At 53.8% G+C, this 22,205-nt stretch carries 15 protein-coding genes; 12 read left to right on the top strand and 3 right to left on the bottom strand.

What is annotated here, in order from left to right:
• Positions 1-359: 359 nt before the first annotated feature.
• Both HMPREF2756_RS06365 and HMPREF2756_RS06360 read right to left on the bottom strand, forming a co-directional pair.
• Positions 360-3,926: a S8 family peptidase gene (locus HMPREF2756_RS06365; protein ID WP_070619434.1), complete on the bottom strand. Its 3,567-nt coding sequence runs from the start codon at positions 3,924-3,926 to the stop codon at positions 360-362.
• A 157-nt stretch (positions 3,927-4,083) separates the two neighbouring features.
• Positions 4,084-8,025 (bottom strand): S8 family serine peptidase, encoded by a 3,942-nt coding sequence (locus HMPREF2756_RS06360; protein ID WP_070619432.1) that lies wholly within the window; start codon positions 8,023-8,025, stop codon positions 4,084-4,086.
• A 431-nt stretch (positions 8,026-8,456) separates the two neighbouring features.
• Between HMPREF2756_RS06360 and HMPREF2756_RS06355 the strand changes: the two genes are divergently transcribed.
• The 8 genes from HMPREF2756_RS06355 (at position 8,457) to HMPREF2756_RS06320 (ending at position 17,456) form a co-directional block, all read left to right on the top strand.
• Positions 8,457-8,990 carry a DUF4870 domain-containing protein gene (locus HMPREF2756_RS06355; protein WP_246825864.1) on the top strand — a complete coding sequence of 178 codons (534 nt, stop codon included), beginning with the start codon at positions 8,457-8,459 and terminating at the stop codon, positions 8,988-8,990.
• 114 nt (positions 8,991-9,104) lie between these two features.
• The gene (locus tag HMPREF2756_RS06350) at positions 9,105-9,662 is read left to right on the top strand and encodes a DUF4870 domain-containing protein (protein WP_070619430.1); all 558 of its coding nucleotides are present in this window, start codon (positions 9,105-9,107) and stop codon (positions 9,660-9,662) included.
• A 56-nt stretch (positions 9,663-9,718) separates the two neighbouring features.
• Positions 9,719-10,207, top strand: a complete 489-nt coding sequence (locus HMPREF2756_RS06345; protein ID WP_004006466.1) for a DUF4870 domain-containing protein — start codon at positions 9,719-9,721, stop codon at positions 10,205-10,207.
• A 291-nt stretch (positions 10,208-10,498) separates the two neighbouring features.
• Positions 10,499-11,785 carry an adenylosuccinate synthase gene (locus HMPREF2756_RS06340; protein ID WP_004006467.1) on the top strand — a complete coding sequence of 429 codons (1,287 nt, stop codon included), beginning with the start codon at positions 10,499-10,501 and terminating at the stop codon, positions 11,783-11,785.
• 159 nt (positions 11,786-11,944) lie between these two features.
• Positions 11,945-12,889 (top strand): DUF3800 domain-containing protein, encoded by a 945-nt coding sequence (locus HMPREF2756_RS06335; RefSeq protein WP_048754612.1) that lies wholly within the window; start codon positions 11,945-11,947, stop codon positions 12,887-12,889.
• Between the two features lie 35 nt (positions 12,890-12,924).
• A complete protein-coding gene (locus HMPREF2756_RS06330) occupies positions 12,925-13,416 on the top strand; it encodes a DUF2087 domain-containing protein (RefSeq protein WP_070619427.1) in 492 nt (163 codons plus the stop codon).
• A 107-nt stretch (positions 13,417-13,523) separates the two neighbouring features.
• Positions 13,524-14,558, top strand: coding sequence for a magnesium and cobalt transport protein CorA (locus HMPREF2756_RS06325; RefSeq protein WP_070449981.1), 1,035 nt, complete (start codon positions 13,524-13,526; stop codon positions 14,556-14,558).
• A gap of 261 nt (positions 14,559-14,819) precedes the next feature.
• Positions 14,820-17,456 carry an HtaA domain-containing protein gene (locus HMPREF2756_RS06320; protein WP_070619424.1) on the top strand — a complete coding sequence of 879 codons (2,637 nt, stop codon included), beginning with the start codon at positions 14,820-14,822 and terminating at the stop codon, positions 17,454-17,456.
• A 71-nt stretch (positions 17,457-17,527) separates the two neighbouring features.
• Here the strand turns inward: HMPREF2756_RS06320 and HMPREF2756_RS06315 are convergent, their stop codons facing one another.
• Positions 17,528-18,190, bottom strand: coding sequence for a hypothetical protein (locus tag HMPREF2756_RS06315; RefSeq protein WP_070619420.1), 663 nt, complete (start codon positions 18,188-18,190; stop codon positions 17,528-17,530).
• A 227-nt stretch (positions 18,191-18,417) separates the two neighbouring features.
• On the opposite strand from HMPREF2756_RS06315, the gene HMPREF2756_RS11020 reads away from it, so the two are divergent.
• The 4 genes from HMPREF2756_RS11020 to HMPREF2756_RS06300 all read left to right on the top strand — a co-directional run bounded on the left by HMPREF2756_RS11020 (position 18,418) and on the right by HMPREF2756_RS06300 (position 21,692).
• Entirely contained in the window at positions 18,418-18,594 is a 177-nt protein-coding gene (locus HMPREF2756_RS11020; RefSeq protein ID WP_246825863.1) for a hypothetical protein, read from the top strand.
• 195 nt (positions 18,595-18,789) lie between these two features.
• On the top strand, positions 18,790-19,626 hold the full coding sequence (locus HMPREF2756_RS06310) for a YwqG family protein (RefSeq protein WP_070619418.1): 837 nt from the start codon (positions 18,790-18,792) through the stop codon (positions 19,624-19,626).
• A gap of 232 nt (positions 19,627-19,858) precedes the next feature.
• Positions 19,859-20,749, top strand: a complete 891-nt coding sequence (locus HMPREF2756_RS06305) for a YwqG family protein (protein ID WP_070619415.1) — start codon at positions 19,859-19,861, stop codon at positions 20,747-20,749.
• 403 nt (positions 20,750-21,152) lie between these two features.
• A complete protein-coding gene (locus tag HMPREF2756_RS06300) occupies positions 21,153-21,692 on the top strand; it encodes a hypothetical protein (RefSeq protein WP_070619412.1) in 540 nt (179 codons plus the stop codon).
• The last annotated feature ends 513 nt before the right edge of the window (positions 21,693-22,205 follow it).

Below are 22,205 nucleotides of genomic sequence, written 5' to 3'. Positions count from 1 at the left end.
GATGCGCAGGGCAAGGCAACGTTCGCGCATATATCCATTCTGCTTACTTGGATCGCCACGCTTATTATGTGGTCGATCTATAAGGATAACCTGGAGCTTTTTACTGCGGGGGTATTGCTTCATCGTTCTGGATAACCTGTCGTGGTGAAACCGATGTGCTAGAGACCCGCCAAAACTTCACACATAGGCACAGACAAGGCTTTATATCAGTATCGGAATATAAAAATATGCTCTCGGAACCCTTGTTCTTGAGGGAACCGAGAGCATATTCGTGATCGGTTATATACCGTGTGGTCTATATACCGGAATCGGTATACAGCCAGGTCAGCGTGCTAACGCATAGTTGGTGCATTCCACAGCTATTTCAGCAAAGACGTATCTGCCTTCGGAGATTCCGTGGGCTCTGAGGGACCCGGCAGCGAACTATCTTTCGGAGACTCCGTGGGCTCTGAGGGGCCCGGCAGACTGCTCTGCTGCTGCTCGCTCAGCGGAACTACCTGGGCACGTTCACCGGCAGCTCCGTTCTGACCGCTCAAATCTCCGGTACCGTTGTGCAGGTGCAGGAAGAGTGCCGAAGGCTTCTCGCCCTCAACGCGGTGCACCTTTACCTCGCCGCCGTTACGGTCAGCAAAGAGCCCCGGAACACCCGCGCTCTCACCCTCGAACCATACCTTCGGTGCGAACGGGTTGAAAGAGATCTTCTCGGTGGCATCAACATAGTCGCCGCCAGCCTTCGCATTGCTCCACGTGTTCGTTGAAACCGCATAGTCAATGCTTGAAGCCGTGTCAGCTGTCAAACCCAGATCCTTGAGCGGCACACCCAGCACCATCACGTTTGTATCCATGATGTTCGTGTCGGTATCGCCCCAAGCGCCATTAAGCGGGTACCGATTGGTTATTTCCCAGGTATCCCCATTCGCCTTCCACACCTTCACGAGTGGGTAATCCAGACCCTTTTCGGGCCCCACCTCAAGGTTGTAGTCGGGCTTACCGTCACGGTTGGTATCGAGCGTCACCTGAAGCTGACGTCCCGGGTGCATGGAATCCCAAATACCCCAGGTTGAAATACCGAAGTAGATCTTACCGTCGTTCGGATTCTGCCCGGCTGCCTTGAGAGCCGGAGCGTCCGAAGCGGCACCTACATACTGCAGATCCATGCTCTGACTTGAGGGAAGATCCAAATTCTTGGTGGGGATGCGCGGGCTCGCAGCCCCCAGCTCGAAGGCTCCCATCATGGACCGGTAGCCGCCCTGGTTCACATCCTGCCCGGCGAGTTTGACGGTGGTTTCGGTGGCTTTACCATTCTCAAACTGAATCTCGGAGCCTTGAACCTTCATCGTAGAGATAGGCTTCGGTGCCGCATGAACGGGCAGGCGTATAAGCTCCTCCCCGTTGTCCTGGTTCGCGTCCTTAAGGAGTATGCGACCGGAGACGCTCGCAATATACTGACGTTTGCCCGAGATAATAGGCTGGTACTGCCCATTAACATAGGCCATGGCAGTTTGCTCTTTCTCCAGGGCGGGATCAATGGTCTTTTCTAGGAAGGGGGTGTAGGTCGAGAAGGTGATAGGAACTTTGACGGTCTCGCCCGGTTCGACGGTCACCAAGGGCGGTACCTCGGGACGTGATCCAGGGATTTCGGGACCATACTGGTACGAAAGCTCGTAGGTGTGGGCTACCGAATCCATATTCCGCACGACGATATTGCGGGTTACGGTATGGTCTTCGCCATCGAGGGGATATTCGAGAACGCCGAATGATAGGGAAACCCGCTCGGGATTTTCCTCATCGTAGACCAGAACCTTCGCGTTGACCGCCTTCTTGGCGTTCACGAAGCCAGACCCCATACGATCAACAGCATATTTATATCCTGAATTGTTGGTGATATTGGTGTCTGCGCTGTTCATGATCGCAGCCTTCACCATTGCCGGGGTATAGTCTGGATGCGCCTGCATCACCTGCGCGGCAATGCCGGAGACATGCGGTGCCGCCATTGAGGTTCCGGTGTTGTAAACCCCTTCGGTGCCCTGGCCGACTGACGCCGAAAAAATATCGACTCCCGGCGCAGCAACATCGGGTTTGATGAATCCTTCGGTGCCGTGCTGTCCGCGAGAACTCATAGAATTGAGGCCGAATTCGAGCCTGGTAGGAATATGTGTTGCCTTCTTATAAGCCTCATTCGCTTCAACCTTGAAAGTTCCGGCCTCCACGTAGGGTTTTATGTCTGCGGCGAAGGCGGTGTTAATGCGGAACCCGGGGATCGTGGCGTTACCGCCAAACCCTTGTTGGGCAGGATAGTCCTTGAGGACGAGCAGCACGCCCGTGCCACCCGCCTGGGCAACATGATCGAAACGTTCGGCGGAGGAACAGTTGACCTTGTGGGTGTAGTCTACTTCCCAGTCGAGCATCACCCATTTACCCTTGATCTTTTCAGCCTCTTCCGGAGTGAAGGGTTTACAGCCGTCATGGTTGCGTTCGGGCGCGAGGGTGACATAGCCGGTGCGTTTATCGGCAGGTGCCTTATCGAGGGGGAAATTGAGCGAATAGTCACCATCAATAAACTTAAAGTCCCGAAAAACGCCGTCAATAAAATCAAGGGGAATTCCGTTTTCGGGGCTGACAATTTTGAGCTGATCAGACACGCTCATAGTGCCATTGGCGTTCGCAACCGAAATGCTGGATGCGGCGTTGGCGGGGCTGCCCGAATCCGAGTAGGTATCACCCACGCCGTTGAACTCATTAGCGTTACCCGCCGCCGTGACGGTGAGAATACCTTGCTGCGCGAGGGAATCCACCATAGCGGAGTCAGGGTCATCAGCCGGAGAAAATTCGCTGCCGAGGGACAGGTTGATGATATTGGCGCGATCCGAGAAGTCGCCGTCCTCATTGGGGTCTAGGGCACGGTCGAGCCCCTGCATCACCACGTTTGAGCTGCCCTGGCATCCGAACACGCGGATGCTCAGCAGCTGCGCCTCGGGGGCGGAACCGGGACCGATCTTCATGTTCTTGAGATCGTTTTCGGTGAGTTTGGAGTAGTCGCCGCGGAAGGTACTGCCGTCGGCATTCACCCCGTACCCCGCCGCGGTACCCGCCACGTGGGTGCCGTGCCCGCCGGTTCCATACCCTTCAGGACGGCAGTCGAGCGGATTATTATCGGGCTTAGGGGTCGAACCCGCGTCGAGAGCGTTGTAGTCATCCCCCACAAGGTCGATACCACCAACCACCTTGGACCGGTCGATAAGTCCGGAGCCGGCATCGGGCAGGTCCGTCAGAGTCTTGGCCTTTTCGTAGGCTTCTTTCGTGCCGGGACCGCCAAAGTCGGTGTGGGTGTAGTCAATCCCGGAATCGACTACAGCGATCTTGACGCCCTTACCGGTGTACCCGGTGCTTTCGGCCCAAGCCTGCACGGCCTTAGAATCTATATCGCTATAAGCATTCATGCTCTTTTTCGCCACAATGGGGGTGATGCGCTCAACATCATCCCGCCCGGCAAGAGAACGGATTTTCTCAGCATTGCCGTGCAGGGCTACGCCGCGCATCGTATTGTGCACGGTATAACGTATTTCTGCACCGGAATCCTGAGCCGCTTGGCGAGCCTGATTCTCGACCTGCTCCTTGATAGAGGTGGCCTCACCCTGCTTCTTAACGGGTTCCTGCTTATTGTGCAGAACCTCGTCGGGCTGGGTCTGCTCGTAGGCACCCTGACCCTTGAACTTAACGAAGACGAGCACATCTCCCTCCGCCTTTTTCATGGTGGGGGAGAGCGCATCTGAACTCTGCGGTGTGGGGGTTGCGAGGTACTGCCCGTTTTCGTTGATACCGCCCGGGTTTATATCTGCGCTGGCAGGCGTGCCAAGCGCTAACAGAATACTTGTCGCGGCGGCAAGGCACCCTAAGGCGCCTCGTCTGCGATAATTCGGAGGCATATCATACTCCTTGATCCTTTGAAGGTAACAATGTACAGATGATGCGGAGTGAATATGTGTTAACCCTCGTAAGAAGCGGGGATACGCCCGAAAAGGTAGGATTTTCCCACCTTCTCGGGCGAAAACCGCTGCTCGCGGGGTGGATTAGGGGGAGGGGCTAACCCTCAGCCTTGAGCACGCCCTGGTTGTAGCGGTACAGGAACGCCGCCATCGCATCGCGGTGGATAGGCTCCAACGGACGGTAGGTTTGATCCGGCCACCCGGTCGTCACCTTCTGCGCGGCAAGCCACTCGATCTCGCGGTAGAACATGCTATTCGGGGCAACATCCTTAAACGTGGGCTTATCCGGTGCCGTGAAGGCCGGGCTGCCCGCGTACCGGTAGAAGAACGCCGCCATCGCATCGCGGTTAACCGCATCCTGCGGGCGGAAGGTACCATCCGCATACCCCGTCGTCAGCCGCTGCGCCGCAAACCACTCAATCTCCTTGTAGAACTGGTCGCCGGGAGCCACATCCTTGAACGTGGGCGTGCTCGGCGCGGTGAACTGCGGCGAACCCGCTAAGCGGTAGAAGTACGCCGCCATGGCGGCACGGCTCGTATTCTCGGCGGGGCGGAACGAACCATCCGGATAGCCGGTCGTGATACGCCGCTGCGCCAGCCAGGCGATCTCGGTGTAGAACATATCGCCCTCCTTCACATCCGTGAAGCGCGGGGCAGAAGGGGTCTCCGTGCTCTGCTCGCTCACCGGAAGCACCTGGGCGCGCTCGCCGCTTGCACCCTGAGAACCCGAGAGGTCCCCGGTGCCGTTGTGCAGGTGCAGGAAGAGAGCCTTAGCCGAACCCGCATCCGAGGCGCGGTGCAGCGTCAGCTCGGTGGTGGGGGCATCCGCGAAAATCCCGGGGATGCTCGACTCGGTACCGCTGAACCACACCTTCGGGGCGAAGGGGCTGTAGGTAATCCAGTCGGTCTGGCTGACGTTCTCCCACTCGTACTGGGTGATGGACTCAACGCTGTAGCGAATCTGCGGGGCGTTTTCGGCCGTCAACCCCAGATCCTTCAGGGGCACGCTCATGATGAGTGTGTTTGTGTCCATCATGTTCGTGTCGGTATCGCCCCAAGCACCGTTGAGCGGATAGTAGGCGAGCTGCTCCAAAGACCCGTTCTTGTAGCCCATCAGGCGCACAATCGGGAAGTCCAACCCTGCGGAACGGTCGGTTTTGAGCACATAATCGGCGCGGTTATTGCCGTCCGTATCAATATTGACCGTGAAGGTGTTTTCCTCAGAGATCACATCCCAGTTCCTCCACGTGCTGATGCCGAAGGAAAGCGTGCCTTCGTTCGGGTCTTTGCCCGCACCCTTGAGCGCGGGCGCGTTCGAGGACGCACCCACATGCTGCAGGTTCGCCTTCATATCGCTGCTGACCCACAGGTTGCTCGGGTTAACACGATTCACCGATGCGCCCCACTCGAAGGCCCCCAGCAGGGAGCGGTATCCGCCTTGGTTCAGCTCGGTGCCCTCTAATGTGACTCGCGTCTGGGAGGAGCCAGCGGGAACCTGAACGTTGTTGCCCGCAACCTTCATGGTCGAAACCGGTTTAGGCGCTGCATGCAGGGGAACGCGCAGGGTTTGGTCGCCTTCGGTCAGCTTAATACGCCCGGATTCGGAGGCGATAAACTGCCGCGCCTGCTCGGGAACCATGGTCTTACCCGTGTTCAGGTCGATGGAGGACTGGGTCTTTTCCATCGCCGGGTCCATAGTTTTCTCCAAGCGTGCAGGGTCGATCGTGACCTTCACCTGGAAATTCTTCTTCTCACCCGGCTGAACCGTAATACTGGAGGGCATCGAGAATTCAACACCGGGCATATCGGTGCTTCCCGCATAGGAAATCGAGTAGGTGTGCGCCTTGGAATCGAAATTCTCGACCGTCATCTCGCGGGTGAGCGACTGCTGACCCGCATCTGCCGCATATTCCAGCACGCCGAAAGTCTGCGAGACCTGCTCGGGACGGTCCGCGTTGTACAGAAGTACGCGGGTATCGACGGCAGCCTTCGCATCGATGCGCCCTGAACCCACGCGATCCACCGCGTAGGTATGCCCAGCGGCATCGTGCAGGTCATGATCTGCGCTGTTCATCATCGCCGCCTTGATCTGAATCGGCGAATAATCCTGATGCGCCTGCAACACCTGCGCCGCCACACCGGAGGCAAAGGGCGCAGACATCGACGTACCCGTGTACTGAATCGAGCCCGTTCCGGTACCCACGGCGGCAGAGGAAATATTATTCCCCGGCGCGGCGAGATCGGGCTTCGTGTACCCGTACGAGCCGTGGAACCCGCGTGCGCTCGAAGTTGTCAGCTCATCAAATTTACCGCTCTGAACACGCAGACCACCCTTGAGGTCTTCGCCCAGGCGAATCTCTAGGGTGCCAGCCTGTGCAGCCTCGCGAACCTTATCGGATGCGCTCTTCGCCACCCTGAAGCCCGGAATAGTTTCGTTCCCGGCGATCCCCAGTTCGGCGCGCTCTTCCTGGGAGGACAGGACGACGCCTTTAGCGCCAGCTTTCTCAACATTGTCGAAACGGACTTTCGAGCCGCACGAGATAGTGCCGTCTTCGTTCGCCCACTCGATAAAGACCCACCGATCCTTGAGCTTGGCGGAGTCTTCGGCGCTGAATGCCTCACACCCGAACTTATTCGAGGCGGGCGCCGCAACGACTTGACCCCGCAAGGTCTCTTCGGAGGCTTTCGAGTAGTTGTAGTCCACCGAATAGTCGCCCGGAATCTTCCCGGCAATCTGGCTGGGTGCAAGAATCTGCGCCGCATCCACGGCGTAGGTTGAACCCACAGAGTTCGCCACCGTCAGCGCCGAAATGGCATTCGCGGGCTGGCCAGAGTTCGAGTAGGTATCGCCTGCACCGTTGTATCCGTTCGCGTTACCCGCCGAGACAACGGCGAGCACACCCTGGCGGAACAGCGTTTCGACGGCGTAGGATTCCGGGTCATCTTCGGGGGAGAACTCGCCGCCAAGAGACATGTTTACCACCTGCGCGCGGTCTGAGAAATCGCCGTCGCCGTTGGGGTCGAGCACCTTATCGAGAGCCTGACCCACCAGGTTGGTGGCGCCGCTGCACCCGAAGACGCGGAAGCTGTACAGCTGGGCATCCGGTGCAGAACCGGGGCCGATCTTCATCTCGCCCAGTTTCTCAGGTGTCAGCGTGGAGTAATCGCCGCGGAAGGTCTTGCCCTGCGCATCCACCCCCCAACCAGCCGCAGTACCCGCCACGTGGGTGCCGTGTCCGCCGCTGATGCAGTCGATAGGGTTGTTATCGGGCACTGCCGTGTTCAGGCCGTTGTAGTCGTCACCGGCAAGATCGTACCCGCCTAAGAACTTCGCGGGGTCGTAGAGACCGGACGATGCTTCCGGCATATTGGTGAGTTTCGTGGCCTCGTCAAAGGCTTCTTTCGTGCCGGGCCCGCCAAAGTCGGCGTGCGTATAATCAATTCCCGAATCGATCACCGCAATCTTAATGCCCTTGCCGGTATACCCGGTGTTTTGCCGCGCCCAATTCTCAGCGGCCCCGGTATCGACGACAGAACCCGCATTTTGACGGTATTTCGGCACGATCGGGCTGATGCGCTCAACATCCGGGCGGGATGCGAGCTCACGGATCGCCTGGGCATCGCCCATGAGCGCCACGCCCGGCATCACGTTATGGGTGGTGTATAGAACTTTCGCGTGCGATTCTCCCGCTACGGACTGCGCCTGTGACTCTACGCGGGTCTTGATCGCCTGCACCTGTGCCTGAGCGTTCACGGGTGCCTGTCTGTTCTGCAGAACCGCCCGCGGCTGGGTCTGCTCATAGGCGCCTTGACCCTTGAACTTGACGTAGACCGGTATGGTGCCCTGCGCCTTTAGCATGCTGGGGGAGAGCACCTGCTGCTGCGTGTGCTGTTGTGAGGTTCTCAGGTCTGGGTCTTGCCCTCTCAACGGTGTCTCTGCTGCGTTGAGTGGTACCGCCGTGGAGGCGATAAGACCGAGCCCCAAAACCGCCGATAACCCGATGCGGGTACACGCCCGCCAGGTGTTGGTGGATGCCATGATGCTCCTTGTGTTTGATAGTGTCGAACCCGAGTCAGCACTTTTGGTAACTACGGTTCGGTGTGATATGCGAGCGCATCGCGTTTTAAAAAAACAACGATGTGTCTTGCACTATCAATTCTAAGAAGTTTTACTCTAAAGTTTTATCAAGGACACCAAAAATATTTATAAAATTTATATATAAATATAAAATTCTTTACTTCTATAGTTTTATATACTCCCTCAAAACACCCGGTATTCGTGCCACAAAAATCTACCGTATAAATATGGTGCGCGCTATGATAAAAAGACCAAAAACACCGAATAAAAACCTTGTCGAAGCTGAGTTGCTCATATCGTTGAGCACGGTAAGGATGCTGTGCCCGGCTCGCATGGAAGTCTGCATCAGACCCGACGGGGTGGGGCAGCAGCCTCAAGAATGGAATATTGTCATGAGTCAGCCAAATTTTGATCCCAACCACAACCCCTATCAGCAGAACCCGCAACCTAACCAGGGACAGTACCAACAGCCGTACCCACCGGGGCAGCCTATATATGTGACTCAACAAACCAACGATGTCAGCACGGTTGCCATGTGGGGGCATCTTTCCGGGCTTTTAGGTGGGTTTATTATTCCGCTCGTTATCTGGGCTATCTACAAAGATAAACCCGGGTACGAACTGGCACGCCGTGCCGCCGCGCGGGCCTTCAATTTTGGGCTGACGGGATACCTGATTGTTCTTATCACCCTGCTGAGCGGGTTTGTCTATATTTTTACGATGGTCGTACCCGGTATGGCGTCGACTAACGATCCGAGCACCGCTGTTTCCAGTGCCATGGGGATGTTCGCACCCATAACCCTCATGGTTCTGATAAGCTGCGTTGTTCAGGTTTTGATGATTATTTTCCAGATTGTCGCCGCGGTTAAATCAAATTCCGGTGAAGACTATAAGTACCCTCTGCCCACCCTGCCTATCCTGCGATAGTACCGAGACGGCGGGTGCATCGGGCAGGAGCTTTGAGCAAGCCCTTGAAGATGGACGCCATGAAAAGCTTGAACACGAAACACAGAGACGACAACACACAGAACGGGTGAAAACATGAGCCAGTCAAACTTTGACCCCAACCAAGACCCTTATCAGCAGAATCCGCAGCCTAACCAGGGCCAGCAGCCATACCCGCCGGGATACAACCCACAGCAGCCGAGCCAAGGCTACCCACAACAGGGCTACGGGCAGCCGGTCTATGTGATACAGCAGCCCACTGACGTTAACAACATGGCGATGCTCGCGCATCTTTCCGGGATTGCAGGATTCTTAATTCCGCTGATCTTCTGGGCGGTTTACAAAGACAAACCCGGCTACGAGCGAGTACGCAGCGCCGCCGCACGAACATTCAACCTGGGCGTGACCCTAGCTATCATTATCTTTAGTTCATTCCTGCTGCTGGTTCTGCTGATGGTAATATTCCTCATCATAGGGGCGCAAAGCCAATCCGGCGAACCATTTATGCTGTTCTTTACGATGTTTCCCATACTGTGGCTTCTGATCGCAGGCTTGGGCGTTACCGCTGTCGTGTTCCACATTATCGGGGCGGTTAAAGCAAATTCCGGTGAGGACTACAAATATCCTCTCCCCACGATTCCCATGTTGCGTTAAGGTAGGCGGCATATACTGTAAAACACAGCCCAACACGCTGCATTGAGGAGGTTCTTATGACCTACGACCCTAACTACAACAACGGACAGCCGAACTACCAGAATCAGCCCGGTTATAACCAACAGTCGGGTTCGGGTTACAGCCAGCAACGGCCAGAATATAACCACCAAGGTATTACCCCGGACGCAAAAAACATGGCGATATTCGCGCACCTCTCATCGCTTCTCGCCATGCTGCTGTCGCTGAACACGCTGAGCTTCATAGCCCCGCTCATCTTCTGGCTCATCTACAAAGACAAGCCCGGCTACGAATTCACCAAAGAATCATCGCGCCGCGCCTTCAATTTCAACTTCTCCATGTGGGTTATTAACACCGCCGCATTCCTCCTGATGGTTATCACCCTCTTCATCATGTCTCCGATATGGTTTTTGGTGGTATCAGTCACCGGCATACTCATGATTATCTTCCACATCTTAGGCGCTATCGCCGCTAATCGCGGTGAAATGTACGACTACCCCATGACCTTCATCAAGATTCTCAAATAAGAAGGTTCATGCGGTACCTGGGGCATATACCCGGGCATAATTCATGGATGCGCGCTCGCGGCAGGTTGCCCCGGGCGCGCATCCTGTATGTTGGCCCTCCAAAGCGGCTTTTACCGCCGAATCACGGGGTTTACGCCGCAGAAACTCACGGAAAAGATGTGTTGCAACCGCTAAATAATAGATGCACTATCACAGGGTCGCGTTATGATTAACAAATGTGTGCCTAAGAGGGTTTGAAGAACCCGCGCACGGCCGCCGAAACGGCGGGGAGTACATCCTAGAGGAGCAAGAATGTCAGCTGTTGTGATCGTGGGCGCCCAGTGGGGCGATGAAGGTAAAGGTAAGGCAACCGACCTGCTCGGACCCCGCGCGGACTACGTGGTCAAGCCGAACGGCGGCAACAACGCTGGGCATACCGTGGTGGTGAACGGCCAAAAATTTGAGCTTAAGCTGCTGCCCGCCGGCATTCTGAGCGAGAACGCAACCCCCGTGATCGGCAACGGCGTGGTGGTGAACCCGGAGGCACTTTTCTCTGAGATTGAGGGTCTGCAGGCGCGCGGCGCCGACACCTCTAAACTCAAAATCTCGGCAAATGCCCACCTTGTGGCACCGTACCACCAGACGATGGATAAGGTCACCGAACGTTTCTTGGGGAAGCGCGCGATCGGCACGACCGGGCGCGGTATTGGGCCTGCCTACATGGATAAGGTAGGGCGCCTGGGTATTCGCGTGCAGGATATTTTGGATGAGTCGATTCTGCGGCAAAAGGTTGAAGGCGCGCTGCGGCAGAAAAACCAGCTGCTCGTGAAGGTCTATAACCGCCGCCATGTTGAGGCAGACGAGATCGTGGATTATTTCATGTCTTACGCCGAGCGGCTCAAACCCATGATCGTTGATACTACTCAGCTGCTCAATAAGGCACTTGATGAGGGTAAAACCCTGCTCATGGAGGGTGGCCAGGCGACCTTCCTCGACGTCGATCACGGTACCTACCCGTTCGTGACCTCCTCAAACCCGACCGCCGGGGGCGCCTGCGTGGGATCAGGTGTTGGCCCCACCCGAATTTCCCGCGTGATTGGTATTCAGAAGGCGTACACCACCCGCGTGGGTGCTGGTCCGTTCCCCACCGAGCTCTTCGATAAGATGGGCGATTTCCTGCGCACAACCGGCGGCGAGTTCGGCGTGAACACGGGGCGTCCGCGCCGATGCGGCTGGTACGATGCGGTGCTTGCGCGCCAGGCGGTGCGCATCAACGGGTTTACCGACCTGTTTATTACCAAGCTGGATGTGCTCACCGGTCTTGAGAAGATCCCCGTATGCGTGGCGTATGAGGTGGACGGCGTGCGCTTTGACGAAATACCGATGACGCAAACCGATTTTCACCACGCGAAGCCGATTTACGAGTACTTCGACGGCTGGAACGAGAGCATTTCGGATGCGAAAACCCTGGACGAGTTGCCCGAGAACGCCCGCAAGTATGTGCATAAGCTTGAAGAACTTTCCGGCTGCCGCATCTCGGCGATCGGCGTAGGCCCCGACCGCGACCAGACTATTGTGGTCCGCGACTTGATGGATTAGGCTCGTCATAATCTGAAGGATTCTATTGACAGAACGTTCTGAAAACCGGTAGATTAATTATCGGTAGTAGTGGGGTTTGGCCCCTCAGAACGCCGTTCCGGATGCCGTAACTTTAGAAGTTGCGGCATCACGTGTATCTAAGGCTAGGTAGGATTTTTCATGTTGCTGACATATATTGATGAGATTGGGTCTAGGACAGAGTATGTTTCTAAAGATCATCCTAAGTACAATACTTCCCCAGCTTTTGGTTACGCGGGATTTATTATTCCCGATGATAAGGCTCGTGAATTTGGAGCGTACTTTGTGAGTATTAGAAATAGGCTTTACAGAGAGGAATATAATAAATCTGACATTCCCGGGCGATTTGAAGTTAAAGGATCTGATGTATTCAGGGTTAATACATATAAATTATATCCTCAAAATATTAAATACTTTATGAAATTAGTTAATAAACTCAATTATCTTGGCGGTAAAATATTTTATTTCGTCAAAGAAAAACCACGAGGGACTTTTCCAGAAATTAATAAATCTCTAGATTATAGATACAGTAAACGAGATGAAGGAGGTCTGCGTCAATGGATGGATGACATGCATGATTTTATTATGCGCCAAGTATTAAATCGTCTGGCGCGTCATGCAGTCGCAAGCGACGAGAATATTATGGTGATGATGGATCAGATTAATGAGAATGAAAGGAAGCCCTATATGAGTTTGGCGTACGCACATATTTTCTCACGAAGCTCTAAATACCCGGAAATGGATAAAATTGTAGAGCCTCCTATGCATATTGATAGCTCTATATCTGCTAATATTCAATTTGCTGATTGGGTTTCTGCATTTCTTTCAAAATTTATATTCTATCAACTGGATGACGGATGGGAACACTATGTCCCTGAAAACGATATGAAATTATTATTCGTAAATAAAATATTTACATATGAGTCTAAAATGGAATTTTATGGATATACTGATGATATTCATAATTCAGAAGTCCTTCATGAATGCAGACCTAAGTTTTCTGCGAGTAGTATAGGTGGATCAAATATTTCACAGGGATCTTGGGAGGCACTACAAAAGGTCGCCAGGGCTTCAAATCTGTTGTAGGGATGATTTTAAAGTATTAATTGTAAAACTGACTTATGGAAAAGGTGCAAAACATTTTGCCGGTGATAGCTGCACTGGCGAATGGTGAATCCCGAGAAATGTATGCCAAGGTTATCGTGCAGGATGTGCCGAAAACGCCTAACTATCGTGATCGTAAACTGTTGGCGCGTCTTGAAGCAGTCAGGCTCATTGAGAAGTCAGAGGATGGGCTTTGGCAGGTTACCGAGGTATTCTCCGACTACTTGAGTCTTTTGAAATCCGCGAAAAACCAGGTAACAGATGATGTTGAGCGGTTTTTAGTCAAGGGACGAGTGCATACCTGGCCCTCACGTGCGCAGGATAAGAATGCTCTTTTGCGTTGGATTCTTCACAAGAGTATTCCTGCCTCCGAGCAGTTTTCGGAGCGTGAGGTGAACGAGCGCATCAGGCGGTACACGGATGACCCTGCCTTGGTGCGTCGCTACGGCGTGGATCACGGAATACTTGAACGGGACCCCGCAACTCAGATCTACCGGCGCATTCGATAAATCCCCTGCATAAAAAGAGCCTTTATTCCAATAAAGCGGCGAAAAATACTCTTTATTCGAATAAAGGCTCTTTTTAGCACCTGGGGGCCTACCCCTACACTTAACCTATGTCGTATGTAACCGGTGCTATTTATCCGCAGCAGGACCGCATCCGTATGGGGGTTACCCAGTCCGAGGCGCTTGATGCTTACCGTGAGGGCGGCGCAAGCGTGGCGCTCGGCTACATGACCCCGAACGCGCGGGAGCTGCGCGAGCTTCAGCAAACCTTCAACCTGCACGAACTTGCGCTCGAAGACGCCTCGCACGGGCATCAGCGCGCCAAACTTGAAAGCTACGAAGGCTCCCTGTTTGCGGTGGTACGCCCCGCCATCTACCTGGATGCCGAAGAAGAGGTGCGTCTAGGCGAGATGCACATGTTCCTGGGGCGTGACTACCTGTTGAGCATCGTGAACGACCAGATACATCCGCAGCAGGCAGTGTACGAACGCTTCAACCTGATCTACGCCACTCCGGACGGCTCGCCCATACGCCTGCTGCACCGCATCATCGACCAGACGGTAGACGGTTACATGCCGGTGCTCGAAGGGCTCGAAAACGACGGCGATGAAATTGAGAATGCACTCTTCCAAGAAACCGGCGCTGGCGACCGCACACTGTCACGCCGCACCTACGAACTGCTCAACCAGGTTGCCGATTTTCAGCGTGCCTGCAAACCGCTCGATATGATGCTCGCGCGCATCATGCAGCAGATTCGTGACGGCGTACTTGATGTCAGCCCCTATACGGGTGCTACCGCAACCGAAATCGCGCAGGAGAAGGATGAGCTGCAGCGGCAGTTCCGCAATATTCAGGATCACGTGGTGCAGGTTAAGGAGCGCCTAGAGGATCTGCGCACGTCCCTGCAGAATACGCTTACGGTGCACGATACGATTGTGGCGCAGCAGCAAAACGAAGATATGAAGCGTATTTCGGCGGGTGCCGCAATCCTGGTGGTGCCTACGATTATTGGGTCTATCTACGGTATGAACTTTGAGGATATGCCCGAGCTGAAATGGACTTACGGATACCCGGCGTCGCTCGTGCTCATGGTGGTGGCGTGTGTGGTGGTGTATCTCTTCTTTAAGAAGCGCGGCTGGTTCTAGCCGTAATATTAAGCATTTTAGAAGAGTATATTAAAAATATTCTCACGGTATTTAGTATTAGAAATATCGAATAAAATCTAGAGTTTTCGGTGGTCTGCATGTTGTCGTTAGCGCTCTATTGCAGCGAAGTGAGGGCATTGTAGTGTATGAACACTTTGTAGCGACAACTCGTCACAGAGTGGCGTTAAGCTCTTTTGTATTAAGGGTAGGATGTTGCTACATTAAGGGTGTCCTAACTCAATAGATCAACGAGGATTACACATGTCTTTCACGTTTGCATCACGCCAGCGCACCCTCAGACGCATCTGCGCACTCACTCTCGCAGGCGCCATGCTCTTGCCCGCAACTCCGCTTTTGGCTGTGAACGCTCACGCCGATTCCGGTGTAGCGGTAGCCGCCGAACAGAACCAAAGCACCGGAAATATCACCTGGGGTATCAAAACCTCATTCCGCAACTACATCGGCGAACCGTACAAGGTCAGCGAAGGTGCAAGCTACAACTCCACCGACCTGTTCACCTTCCCCAACCAAGAAACCAAAGTTTCCGAGGACGGTAACCAAGTTTCACTTCAGGGATCCGGCAAAGTTCAATATATCTCGCACTGCGCCGACCGCAATAAACCCGAAGAATGCTCGCTAAACCTAACGCTCTCAAACCCGCGCATCGAGATGGATGCGGCACAGGGCACCGGCACGCTCTACATGGTTGTACGCACCAAAAATTACACCTCCGGGCAGTGGGAAGGACCCCACGAAATCCCGATGGCGAAGCTCTCGCTCAAAACCGCTCAGCAGAGTGAAAAAGACGGCGTTGTCACCTGGAGCAATGTTGCGGCTAATCTCACCGCCGAAGGTAATCACGCATTCTCGAACTTCTACGAAGACGGCGTGGGGCTGGACGCTCTCACCTTTTCGTATTCCGGTACTAAAGCGAAAGATGCCCAAAACAGCGGCTATAAACTGGGTGAGAGCCTGAACTCGGGTACCGATATTAATAATCCGCAAAATACCGTGCGCGCGGGCTCTTATCTTTTCTACGCGGCAGGTAAAAGCTTCGGCGGCGGGGCGGATGCACGCTACGCGGTCATCGACCCAAAGACTTTGCAGCAGACAGAGTCTGCAACCCTGCCGATGGGTTCCAGCGCGCACTTTGCCGCCAACCCCGCCACCGGCGATATCGTGTTTGTGAACGCGAATACTCGCGCCTTGGAACGCTACCGGGTAGATGAATCCGGCAAGCTCGTATCTCAGGGTGCTTTCGCGGGTGTCACCTTCAGCGAATCCGAAAATATTCTGGCGCTCGGTTACAACGAAGCGACCAACAGCTGGGCTGTGCTCACCGCCGATAGCAGCGGGCAGGCGCGGTACGTCAACGTCGCCTCCGACGGCACGGTGAAAGCGCAAACCGTCAAATCTCCGCTGGACTTTGACCCCTCGGTGGCACACGCCGATGACCTGAGCGAATACTATGGCGATGTTTTCACCGGAAGCACCCGCACGCTTGCGCCGCTGCCCGACGGCTCGTTCCTATACAGCCCCAATAAATCTGTGTACAACGAAGAGGGCAATAAGATTCAGAACGGTCAGCTGCTTCACCTGAGCGCTCAGGGTATTTCGGTGGTTGAGCAAACCCAGCCCAAGGATGCGGAAGAGGCAGCCAGCCTCAACGGCCTGCTCACCACTCCAGACGGATATGTCTACCGGTGGAATAACTACGCCGCAAGCGCCAGTGCCGTGCAGGTTCTCAAGTACGATGGTTCTTCCTTCACAACGGTGCGCGAAAGCTCCACAGCGCCGCACGGTATGGGGGCGATCGCATCGTTCTTCACCGCTGGCGACAAGATTGTGGCGGTCGATTCCGCAAACGGCCGCCTGGTCTGGATGTCAAAGACCCTTGAATTTGATCACGATGTGCCGCTCTCTGACTTGCGTTCGACCGATAAGAGCGGGTCGTACAATGCGCTTGAGCTGCCGAATGGGGATATTATCTTCCCCACGATGGTTGAGAAGAATGACGGTCTGGAATCTAACCTGTGGCTCAACCGTCTGGTGAATACAGCTAAGACACCGGAACCCGAACAGCCGAAACCTGCTGATCCGACCACGAAACCCACCCCTGAGCCGACGCAACCCGCGCCCGAGCCCAGCATACCGGCTGAAACACCGACTCCCGAGCCATCGGAAAGCTCCGAGGCACCAGCGCCTGAGCCCAGCAAACCTGCTGACCCTGCTCCAACCCCTGAACCGAGTAAATCAGCTGACCCGTCCCCGACGGTCCCCGCACCGGAACCGTCGAAGCCTACCGAGCCGGAGCCCAGTAAGCCTGCCGAACCTGAGCCGAGTAAACCGGCAGAGCCCGCTCAGTCGTTCTCGGATGTGCACGAAGGCGATATGTTCTACCGCGAGATTACCTGGCTTGCCGGGCAGAACATCACAACCGGCTGGGTCGATGGCACGTTCCGCCCGCACGAAAGTATCGAACGTGAGGCTATTGCGGCGTTCTTCTATCGTATGTCCGGATCGCCCGAGGTACAGCTGCCGAAGGAATCCCCCTTTACCGACGTGAAGGAAGGCGACCCCTTCTACAAGGAAATCATCTGGTTCCAGCAGCAAGGTATTACAACCGGCTGGCCTGATAAGACCTTCCGCCCGCACGACCCCGTCAGCCGCGAGGCTATGGCCGCATTCTTCTACCGTTACTCTGGGAAACCACCGGTTGAAGTGCAGAATGCGCCTTTCAAGGATGTTCCCGAACAGAACATGTTCTACCGTGAAATTGCCTGGCTGCATGACAGCAAGATTACGACCGGTTGGGATGACGGAACGTTCCGTCCCCACGAGAGCATCAGTCGTGAGGCTATGGCGGCATTCCTGTACCGTTACGCACACCGTGGCTAATCCGTAACCGTGCTGGCTCCCCGCGCACCGCATCGTTCGGTGGGTGGGGAGCTTTGCTCTGCCCGAAAACCCTAAGCGGTCATGCCATAATCTTCGCGGATGCGGCGGCGCACATCCCGGCGTTCCCGCTTGAATTTAGTGCAGGTGTCCTTGGGGTTTTCGCATTCCCACAGGTCCCATTCACTCACATCAAGCCCCATCATGGCGACTTCCAGCAGGCCCAGCATATTGAGGAACTGCGCGGTATTAATCCTAAAATCACCGGAACCCGGGCGGCTCTCGGTGGCGAAAGCATACCCTTCCAAGGGCAGCACCCGCGGCGCCCAATGCTTATACCAGGCATCGCCGTAACGGGGGCTGCAATACATATGCGTCAGCGCCAGTTTGGTGCCCTGAATCCGCTCGAAACGAAGACCAATCTCAAGCTGATCGTGCGGGAAAACCATCAGGATAGCGTTCTGCGCCGCCCGGCGTAATTCGCGAAGATTTTGCTGAAATCCGGCCTCGCCATAACGATGCTGAGCGAGCATCCGGGTGCAGGAATTTGACGCCGGGGCGACCTGCAGACAAACACGCTCGGCAATGAGCTGTTCTAAATCGCGGCGAATGGCCTCTATATCGAAGGTTTCGTGGTGTACGAGCGTTCCCGTGGACATGAGGAACTGATGATCGGCGCTAACAATATCCTCGGCGGTTGCAACGATGCGGGATGCGCTCAGGGGGTGCTGTGCCATAGGTGCTGATCCTCTCGGTGGGGTGCCGCCCTGTGAAAGTGCGGGGTGTTTTTCTGATACCTCGACGGTACCTAGGCACCCTGACACTTTAACCGTGCCGAGCCGCCAAGAGAGGTTTTATACAGCATATATTCCAGATAGGGAATGTGGAATATATACTCTGAGAAGTTTATATACCGTTTTTGGAATATAGCTATGTGGGTTGATAAAGAGATGCAAAAACCCACATGTATTTATGGGTGCAGGGCGGCGACGAATCCAAGCTCACCTCTGAGACGCTGTGGGAAAGCCTGAAGGCAGTCAAGGAGAAGCACGCTCATAAGGTAGATTCCGATATGTTCTACCTGAATGCGGGCATTACCGCGGCCCTAGGCGTGATCGAGGAAATCGACAAAAATATCTAGTATGCGCATCACAACGACAGCACCCTTGCCCGGAATTCTCCAGGGATTCCGGGCAAGGGCGCGGTCGTACTGGTTCACATTGTGTAGTATGCGGATGCGTTCGTTTTTCACCCCACAACGATATTCAAGGCATACTATAAAAAAGTGTGTTCTCATGGTTAATACATGCCATTAACCACGCCTTGGAGGATGTCCATGAGCACTCTAGAAGAAAAAGCGCAGCATGTTGCCGATGCTCTCAATAAAGACCACGTCAAGCAGGCGGTACGCATCACGGCAACTGCCTCTAAGACCCCGCTGCCAAAGACCGCCTCAAAATTTGGGGGCATTCCTTATGTACCTATGGGTGCTTCGGCACCGACAAACTCCAGTGGTCAGCCCTTGGGGATGATCGCGCAGATTAACTGTGCAGAGCTGCCGCCGAATGATATCTATCCGAAAACTGGCATGGTGCAATTCTGGATAGACCCGAAGGACGAGGCGTGGGGGTTTGATGCCGCGAAGCCTGCATCTCAGGAGAACTGGCGGGTTATCTACTACAAGAACGTGGGCAGGCCAGACCCGAACACGACTCTTCCTGCCGTGGATCCCAAGGACAATTGGCCCGTTGAACCCACACAGACCGAGTTTGCGCTTTCGTTCGAGGCGATCGAGCAGGGTATTACCGGCGCCGCCAACTACTACTATGAAGATTTCGCGCGCGTGTGGAATAAGATGTACCCCGAATCGCAGCTTGAAAGCTACCAGGAGGCGCAGGGCGCCGCCCTCACAATTGAGGAAAACGACGAATTCTCGAAGATCGGCGGATACCCCTACTTTGTGCAGAGCGACCCCCGGTTCTTCAACGAGGCTCTGCAGGGGCATACCGTGAACCTGTTGACCATTGTTTCTGAGGTGGACTGGGCAGAACCCCATGACGGTTCACCTAAGCTCATGTGGTGCGGCGGAGGCGCGGCAAACTGGCTGATAACGCCCGAACAGCTGGCGGCGGGCGACTTCTCGAACGTGATCTTTGAGTGGTCGAGCAGCTAACCGGCCCGCTCGATAATTCTTATACAGGGGGTTGTGGTGTACTCAAGCTACTTGATACACCACCAACCCCCTGAATTTTTGGGGCGCCTAGAGTCATGCTCCGAATCATGCAGCGTGTGGCCTCCCAAAAAACACACCGTTGAATAAGCGCACGAGTGACGAAGTTCTGAGCACGGCACCGCAAAATGTGTTCTGATGGTTGTAACACTGAACCAACCACCCGGAGGAACATATGAATACCACCGAGCAGAACGCAGCGAAAAACACCGAAGCGCAGGTGCGTCGAGTCCTCGACGTTATGAATAAGGGAAAACTCAAGCAGGCTATCAGGATTACGGCAACCCCATCGCAGCAGCCGCTGCCGAAGACCGCCTCCAAATTCGGGGGAGTGCCGTACCTGCCTGTAGGAGAGTCCGTGCCGACGAATGCATCCGGCCAGCCCTTGGGGATGATTGCGCAGATTAACTGTGCGCAGCTGCCGCAAAATAATATTTACCCAAAGAACGGTATGCTTCAATTTTGGATTGACCCTCACGACACCGTGTGGGGATATGACTATAACAAGCCTGCGGTTCAAGAGAACTGGCGGGTGCTCTACTACGAGAGCGTGGGTGAGCCGAACCCGGATGCGCCGCTGCCGGTGATTGACTGGGATGCGATCGGTTGGCCTATCGAACCGGAAAGCGTGGAATTTGCGCTCTCGTTCAGCGTAGTCGAGCAGGGAGTTACCGGTACTGCGCACTACTATTATCCCGATTTTGCGCGAGTGTGGGATGAGCTGTATCCCGAGGATAAACTGCCCACGGGAGACGACGAGCGGGCGAGGATTCAGCGGGCAAACGCCGTTGAGGAGCTTACTCTCCCGTATGAGGAGAGTGATGAGTACTCTCGGATTGGCGGCTACCCCTATTTTATTCAGAATGACCCGCGGGATTTCGACGAGAACCTGCAGGGGCACACGGTGAACCTGCTGACCATCGTTTCTGAGGCGGACTGGGAATCGGAGGAAGAGACCCCGGAACTTCTCTGGGGCGATGCGGGTTCCGCAAACTGGCTGATAACGCCCGAGCAACTGGCGGCGGGCGATTTCTCGAACGTGATCTTTGAATGGTCGAGTTGCTAGACAAGAAATATATATGCTGGTGACGCAATTGCTCGCATGTTCGAATTGAGGCTTGCTAAAGTAAGAGCAACAGTCCCCCTTCCGCCTCTGTACCAAACGGTATATGCGCCCTGAGGGGGTCCTCTTATATCAGGAGATCCTTCGATGGGCAGAGTGCCGCCATTTCTGTCGCTGGACGATAGAATTCAGTACCTTGAAACGAAGGATTATCTTTCTCTAGAAAGTATATTGGCTGAAGATCGCGTTAGCGGATAGGTTAGACTATGCTTTTATATAGTATTTGATTTATGATAGGAATATTTACCGGTGAAAGGTCGTAAATTATATTTATTTTGACGAAAATTTTCAAGGGACGGTATTCTGAAGATGTTTATTCGAAATCTTACTATAGAATGGAGTTTACATGTCTGAATTAATTTCTCCTGAATTTGTTGATGCTGCAAAAGCTATTTTTAGAAAACCAGGAACTATTTTTTTAACCCTGGCTTCTTTGACATTTTGGGTTGTACCTTTCGCCCCAATCCGTGCCGAACTTAATTCTGTACTTAATTATTTCGGTTGGAAATTTGAGTGGTATAGATTTCTCGAAGGATTTTCTCAGTTGTGGCTTGTGCAGATATTTTTTATGATTACATGTATTATAAGCGTGATCAATATACTGATATCCCCTGTAGTTGATGGTTATCTAGGTAATATTTTTCCAGCAGCGTGGTTAATTTTTAGTATCATACTTCTAATACTAGGTAATGTATCATCGGATTTCTGGATTCCATTCTGTATTTTATCTCTTATATTTCTTGTAATTGTTGTGTGTTTCTGTTTAATAAAGTTCATAAATGGTGAATCATTATTTCTAGGAAGGATGGTTTTCGGTATTTGTATGATACTCGTTGTCCCTGTCTTTCCGTTGATTGTATTATGGAATTTTATTCAGGGAAGGTAATGGTGAATTGTAATTATATTAACCTTTTTATTCTGCTTATTTTGTTGTATTTATTAATTATTTTTCTACTAGAATCTGAAAACCACTAATAGTGTATTATTCTGGAGTAATAGGCATCCCATATTTAGTATCAGTAATTTTATATATGTATTAAATGAAAGTCTTATATGGTTTTTGTCAAAGTCTTAGTAATATCTCCTCTATAGACTAATATCCCAATGGTTGAGTTTGTGTATCTACGCATAATCTTCTATTGATGTTGGGTATCCTGCTTGAGCTAAAGATACTTGCTGCTGGCAGAATCCTTGTCTACAGATACTGTGATGTGCATTTAGATCCATGACGTCTTAAAGATGGGACATGAGTTCAGATAATGCGCCCTTACCCTCGCGTCATAAACCGACACAAACGACACATTGCTACGCGCACTTGGCGCATCCGGGGACCGTGGCACAGTATAGGGTTGAGTACCTCTGTTCCTCGACCTTGGCGCATCATTCGGCTGCGCTAAGC

Origin of the sequence: Rothia sp. HMSC067H10 (assembly GCF_001810635.1) — a bacterium.
Lineage (GTDB): Bacteria > Actinomycetota > Actinomycetes > Actinomycetales > Micrococcaceae > Rothia > Rothia dentocariosa.
Note: the sequence above shows the minus strand (reverse complement) of the source record. Positions and strands in the feature narration are given on the sequence as shown.